The 5,941-nt window shown below is 72.6% G+C and carries 4 protein-coding genes and 1 pseudogene; 4 read left to right on the forward strand and 1 reads right to left on the reverse strand.

Annotated features, from left to right (window positions below):
- Nucleotides 1-391: 391 nt before the first annotated feature.
- Nucleotides 392-967: an NAD(P)-dependent oxidoreductase gene (locus QM633_RS16065; RefSeq protein ID WP_415154872.1), complete on the forward strand. Its 576-nt coding sequence runs from the start codon at nucleotides 392-394 to the stop codon at nucleotides 965-967.
- A gap of 183 nt (nucleotides 968-1,150) precedes the next feature.
- Here QM633_RS16065 and QM633_RS16070 read toward each other — a convergent pair.
- Nucleotides 1,151-2,572 (reverse strand): annotated as a pseudogene (locus QM633_RS16070) (hypothetical protein); the annotation flags it as partial.
- Between QM633_RS16070 and QM633_RS16075 the strand changes: the two are divergent.
- Genes QM633_RS16075 through QM633_RS16085 form a run of 3 tightly spaced genes read left to right on the forward strand, consistent with a single transcriptional unit; the run spans nucleotide 2,478 to nucleotide 5,890 of the window.
- Nucleotides 2,478-3,545: a PfkB family carbohydrate kinase gene (locus QM633_RS16075; protein ID WP_415154866.1), complete on the forward strand. Its 1,068-nt coding sequence runs from the start codon at nucleotides 2,478-2,480 to the stop codon at nucleotides 3,543-3,545. The pseudogene QM633_RS16070 and the gene QM633_RS16075 overlap by 95 nt on opposite strands.
- A gap of 1 nt (nucleotide 3,546) precedes the next feature.
- Nucleotides 3,547-4,974, forward strand: coding sequence for an ABC transporter substrate-binding protein (locus QM633_RS16080; RefSeq protein ID WP_415154868.1), 1,428 nt, complete (start codon nucleotides 3,547-3,549; stop codon nucleotides 4,972-4,974).
- Nucleotides 4,952-5,890 (forward strand): carbohydrate ABC transporter permease, encoded by a 939-nt coding sequence (locus QM633_RS16085; protein WP_415154870.1) that lies wholly within the window; start codon nucleotides 4,952-4,954, stop codon nucleotides 5,888-5,890. Before QM633_RS16080 ends, QM633_RS16085 begins: the two co-directional genes overlap by 23 nt.
- Nucleotides 5,891-5,941 lie beyond the last annotated feature (51 nt).

Genomic DNA, 5,941 nt, shown 5'->3' on the forward strand with positions numbered 1-5,941 from the left:
CCGGCGGGACGGCACCCGGCGGCGCCGCCGTGGCTGGCAGACTCGGTCCGTGCTCACCGTCACCGTCCCCGACGTCGACCTGCTCACCCGCCTGGGTGACCTCGCCGACCGGGTCGAACTCGTGCTCTGGGACCTGCTCGAACCCCTGCCGGCCGACCTGGCCCGGCGGGTCGAGGTCGTCCAGATCGGCCACTACTGGGTGCAGCCGGAGCGGTGGCTCCGGCTGGCGGAGGCCCCGAACCTGCGCTACGTCCTGCTCCCGTCGGCCGGCTTCGAGCACGCGCTGCCACGGGTCCCGAAGGGCGTGACCCTGTGCAACGGGCGTGGCGTCCACTCGGCGGGGACGGCGGAACTCGCCCTCGCTCTCATCCTCGCCTCGCAGCGTGGCCTGGTGGACGCGATCGACGCCCAGCGCCGGGCCCGCTGGCACAACCCCGAACTGCCCTCCCTCGCCGACCGGCGGGTACTGCTGGTGGGCGCGGGCTCGCTCGCCGGCGCGATCGCGGAGCGGCTGCGTCCCTTCGAGGTGGAACTCACCATCGTCGCCCGTACGGCGCGGGACGGGGTGCACGGTGTCGACGAACTGCCCGTCCTGCTCCCGGACGCCGACATCGTGGTGCTGGCGGTGCCCGGGTCGGCCCAGACCCACCACCTGCTGGACGCCGGCGGCCTGGCCGCTCTCCCCGACGGCGCCCTGGTCGTGAACGTGGCCCGCGGCGGAGTGGTCGACACTGCGGCGCTGCTCGCCGAACTGGAGTCCGGCCGGCTGCGTGCGGCGCTCGACGTGACCGACCCGGAGCCGCTGCCCGCCGACCACCCGCTGTGGCACGCCCCGCACACGATCATCACCGCCCACCAGGGCGGCAACAGCGACGCCACCTACTCCCGGGTCGCCGCCCTGCTCCGCCGCCAGCTCGAGCACCTGCTGGCCGGGGAGCCGCTGGAGAACGTCGTCGCCCGCACCTGAACGGCCTGATCGCAGGGCGGGGAGGACCCTCCCTTCAGCCCGGTTCGCCGGACAGCGCCGCGGCGACCTCGGGGATGCGGGCCCGGTAGCCGTCCAGCAGGCGGCGGCCAGACCGACCGAGCCGACCAGGGGGTGCGTGGCGAAGGCCTCCCAGGCGAGCCCTTCGGAGTGTTCGGTGGCAGCCCTGATGATGAGCTGCTCGACCGCCTTCACCGAACCGACGAGCCCCAGCATGTGCCCACTCAGCGGCGCGACCGGACGTGGATGGATCCCGTCGGCGTCCACGTCGCACGGCAGCTCCACGACCGCGTCCCCGGGCAGCCCGGGCACGACCCCGTCAGCGGCGACGTCGACGATCGCCGTGGTCGGCTCCCCGCCGGACAGCGCGGTCATCAGCGCGAGCGCGACCGCCTGATAGCCACCGTCGGTGTCCTCGGCGTCCCGCTGCTCGTTCTCGGCACGAGCCTCGGCCATGTAGGTCTCCTCACGCTCCTGCCGGGTTCGGGTCCAGAGCTCGAGCGCCGCCTCGGGCCGGCCGGCGGCCTCGGTGTAGAAGCGGTCCTGCTGCGCGGCCAGGAACTCCCCACGGGTGCCGGGGGCGGCCAGGATCCGGGCCACCGCCTCCCGGTTGCAGTAGTAGTAGAAGAGGTACTCGTTGGGGAGCGCGCCCAGCTGGCGCACCCACTCGGTGCCGATCAGGCGCGCCTCCTCGATCCGCCCCAGCCGCTCGGGGGAACCGAGCAGCACCGGCAGCCGGTCCTCGCCGTCCACCTCGAGCGTGCGCAGCCAGCCGAGGTGGTTGAGCCCGACGTAGTCGTAGCGCACGTCCGGCGACGACCCGGACGCACCCACGGCGGCCGCCGCGCGCCGCATCAGCCCGATCGGGGTGTCGCAGATCCCGACGACCCGTTCGCCGAGGACGGGACGCAGCGCTTCGGTGATGATGCCGGCCGGGTTGGTGAAGTTCACGAACCAGGCCTGCGGCGCGACCCTGCGCACCGTCCGGGCGATCGCGCGCATCACCGGGATCGTCCGCAGCGCGTAGGCCAGGCCGCCCGGACCCGTGGTCTCCTGGCCGAGTACGCCCAGATCGAGCGCCACCCGCTCGTCCGCCACCCGACCGGCCGTCCCGCCCACGCGGATCGCGCAGAACACGAAGTCCGCGCCGACGAGGGCCTCGGCGAGGTCGGTGTGCGCGCTCAGCCGCAGCCCGTCCCCCGGCTGCGCCCGCTCCAGCACGGCGAGCATCGTGCGCAGCCGCCCTGGATCGGTGTCGACGAGCGCCACCGTGTCCACCGGCCCCGTCGCGGCGACCGCGCCGACGACCTGGGGAACGCGAAAACCCGCCCCACCGACGATGACGAGTTTCACGACAGCACCACCTCGACCCCTTCCGCACCTCCGGGGATGCCCCGGCTCCCCATCGTAAGGCGCGCCCCGGCCGGTCCCGATCGGCGCGCCAACTGGTTGAAGGTTGAAGGGTGCGGGCGGGGCGTGCGAGGGTGAGGGGGTGGAGGCCACGAACAGCACACCCGCAGGGCACGATCCGGTCGTCGACGTGCTCCTGGCCGGGATGGTGTTCCTCGACATCGTCTTCACCGACATGCACGCCCCCTGCCCCGGTCACGAGGTGTGGGCCGGTGGCATGGGTTCCTCCCCCGGAGGCATCGCGAACCTCGCGACGGCCACCGCGCGGCTGGACCTGTCCACCTGCCTGGTCGCGGCGTTCAGCGACGACGGCTACGGCCGCTGGTGCCGGGACATCCTCCAGCGCCAGGAGCGCGTGGACCTGAGCCGTTCGCGCACCTTCAGCGACTGGCACTCCCCGGTCACCGTCTCACTCTCCTACGACGGCGACCGGGCCATGGTGACCCACGGGCACGACTCGCCCGTGCCGCTCGCCGAGATGCTCGGCACCCCGCCCGGCGCGCGCGCCGTGATCGCAGAACTGCAGGCCGAGCCGTGGTGGCTGGGCGCCCGCGACGCCGGCGCGTTGGTGTTCGCCGACGTGGGGTGGGACCCGACCGAGGTGTGGGACCGCTCGGTCCTCGACCGGCTGGACGGTTGCCACGCGTTCACTCCCAACGAGGTGGAGGCGATGGCCTACACCCGCACCGACTCCCCGCCGGCCGCGCTCGCAGCACTGGCCGAACGCGTCCCCCTCGCGGTCGTGACGCTGGGAGCACGCGGGGCGATCGCCGTCGACCAGACCACCGGCGAGCAGGCCGGCGTCACCGCGCTGGATGTGCCCGCCATCGACCCGACCGGCGCCGGTGACGTGTTCGCCGCTGCGCTGGTCGCGGGGACCCTCGACGCCTGGCCTCTGGCCGACCGGCTGAAGTTCGCCGCGCTGGCCGCGTCGCTGGCCGTCCAGCAGTTCGGCGGCGGCCTCGCCGCCCCGGGGTGGGGCGACATCGCCGACTGGTGGGCCCGGACGATGCAGCGGGCGGACGCCGGCAGCGCGGCCGACGCCGCGCTGGCCCGCGACTACGGCTTCCTGCCCGGGGTGTTGAGCCGACACGAGGGCAGGGCCGTCCGGCGGGCGGAAGCGACGATCGCACAGCTCGCGGACGTGTGAAATGAGCACCACCACAGCCGCAGCCCGCGGCACGAGAGGAGACGCCGTGATCGGCACGCCGAACCCCACGACCCGCTGGCCCAGGGCGGGCGCGGTGGTCACGCTCGCCGCCCTCCTGGCGCTGTCGACGGGCTGCGCCCCCGGCGCGGGCATCAGCCAGCCCGCGACGCCGGCCTCACCGGCGTCCTCGGTGAACACCGACCCGGCGTCGATGGGCGAGATCACCCTCACCGTCTGGGACCAGGAGGTGCGCGGTGGGCAGAACGACGAGATCGAGGCGCTGAACGCCCAGTTCCACGCGAAGTACCCCAACATCACCATCGACCGGCACGCCCAGTCCTTCGACGACCTGCAGAAGACCGGACGGCTCGTCCTGACCGGTCCCGACGCCCCCGACGTCATCGAGGCCAACAACTCGCGCAGCCAGATGGGCTCGTTCGTGACGGCGGGCCAGCTGCTCAGCCTGGACGCCTACGCCGAGGCGTACGGCTGGCGCGACCGCTTCCCCGAGTCCGTCCTGAAGCTCTCCTCCTACAGCGGCGACGGCAAGACCTTCGGCTCTGGCAGCCTGTTCGGCCTGCCCCAGGTCGGCGAGGTGGTCGGCTTCTACTACAACAAGAGCAAGTTGGCGAAGCTCGGCCTGCAGGTGCCGACGACCTGGGCCGAGCTGGAGACGCAGCTGAAGACGATCAGGGACGCCGGGGAGACCCCGCTCGTCCTGGGCAACCTGGAGAAGTGGCCGGCGATCCACGTGTTCGGACCGATCCAGGGCGCCCACACTCCGGCGGACCAGATCACCAACCTCGCCCTCGGCAACGCCGGCGGTGACTGGACGGACGCGAACAACGTCGCCGCCGCAACCGAGCTGCAGGACTGGGTGAAGGCCGGCTACCTCAACGCCGACGTCAACGGCGCCGCCTACGACGACGTCGTCGCGAAGTTCGGCAAGGGCACCGGCGTCTACTTCCTCGGCGGCTCGTGGAACACCGCGACCCTGGACCCGGTGATGGGCGACGACGTCGGCTTCTTCGCCCCGCCACCCACCGACGCGTCCGCGGAGCCGGCGACCACCGGCGGCACGTCCCTGCCGTTCGCGGTCACGTCCGCCTCCAGGAATCCCGACGCCGCCGCGGCCTACATCAACTTCATCACCAGCGACGATGCGATGAAGGTCATCGCGGAGAAGGGCAACCTGCCGGTGCTGAACGCGTCCGCCCTCGCCCCGGCGTCGGGCGTCGGCAAGGAGGTGTACGCGGCCTACGAACTCGTCACGACGAAGGGCCACCTGCTGCCCTACCTCGACTACGCGACCCCGACCTTCTCCGACACCCTCGGAGCGGCGCTGCAGGACCTGATCGCGTCGAAGAAGACCCCTCAGCAGTTCGCCGAGACCCTGCAGAAGGACTATGGCGACTTCATCAAGGGCTGAGCGGGCCGACCCGCGGCTGGCCCGGCGCCGCCTGGCCAGCCGGGAGGGCAGGACCCTCGCCACGCCGTACCTCTACATCGCGCCGGGGCTGCTGGTGTACGGCGCGTTCCTGCTGTGGCCGCTCGCGCGCGCGGCCCAGTACTCGCTGTACGCCTGGGACACCGTCTCCCCGGCCCGGTTCGTCGGCCTCGCCAACTACGCGGCGATGGTGAACGACCCCGACCTGCTCGGCTCGTTCGGGCACTCGGCAGTCCTGATCGTCTTCTACGCGGTGCTGCCGATCTGTCTCGGCCTGGTCGTCGCGGCGATCCTCAACCGCGCCCGGGTGCGGGGGCTGTCGTTCTTCCGCACGGTGATCTTCCTGCCCCAGGTGATCGCGATGGTCGTGGTGGCCGTCGCGTGGACACGGATCTACTCCACCGACGGCTCGCTCAACGCCCTGCTACGGCTGGTCGGGCTCCCGGACCTGGCCAGAGCATGGCTGGGCGACTACACGTTCGCGCTGCCCGCCGTCGGACTGATCGGTACGTGGGTGGAGACCGGCCTGGTCACGATCCTGCTGCTGGCCGGGATGGGACGCGTCCCGCGGGACCTGTACGAGGCCGCGCGGCTGGACGGAGCGGGCGCCGTCGCGGAGTTCTTCGCGATCACGCTCCCGGCCGTCCGCGGCGAGCTCGTGGTCGCTGCGACCCTCACCGTCGTGGCGGCCCTGAAGAACTTCGACATCATCTACATGACGACGCGGGGCGGCCCGGGAACCTCGACGACCGTGCCGTCCTACCAGGTGTACAACCAGGCGTTCGGCCTCGGGCAGGTGGGGATGGCCACCACGATCGGGGTGAGCCTGGCGGTGCTGATCTTCGGCATCAACCTCATCCTCAACCGGCTCGGCGACCGCGCGGCGGCGGACTCGTGAGCGCCGCGGCTTCGGCACGGGGGGCGGCCACCCGGCGCGGCCGGCGGCGTC

This window comes from Propionicimonas sp., assembly GCF_047606205.1.
Taxonomy (GTDB): Bacteria; Actinomycetota; Actinomycetes; order Propionibacteriales; family Propionibacteriaceae; genus Propionicimonas.

Coding starts and splice junctions, on each gene's coding strand:
- QM633_RS16080 (WP_415154868.1), top strand. CDS start 3,547: ATGAGCACCACCACAGCCGCAGCCCGCGGCACGAGAGGAGACGCCGTG.
- QM633_RS16085 (WP_415154870.1), top strand. CDS start 4,952: ATGGCGACTTCATCAAGGGCTGAGCGGGCCGACCCGCGGCTGGCCCGG.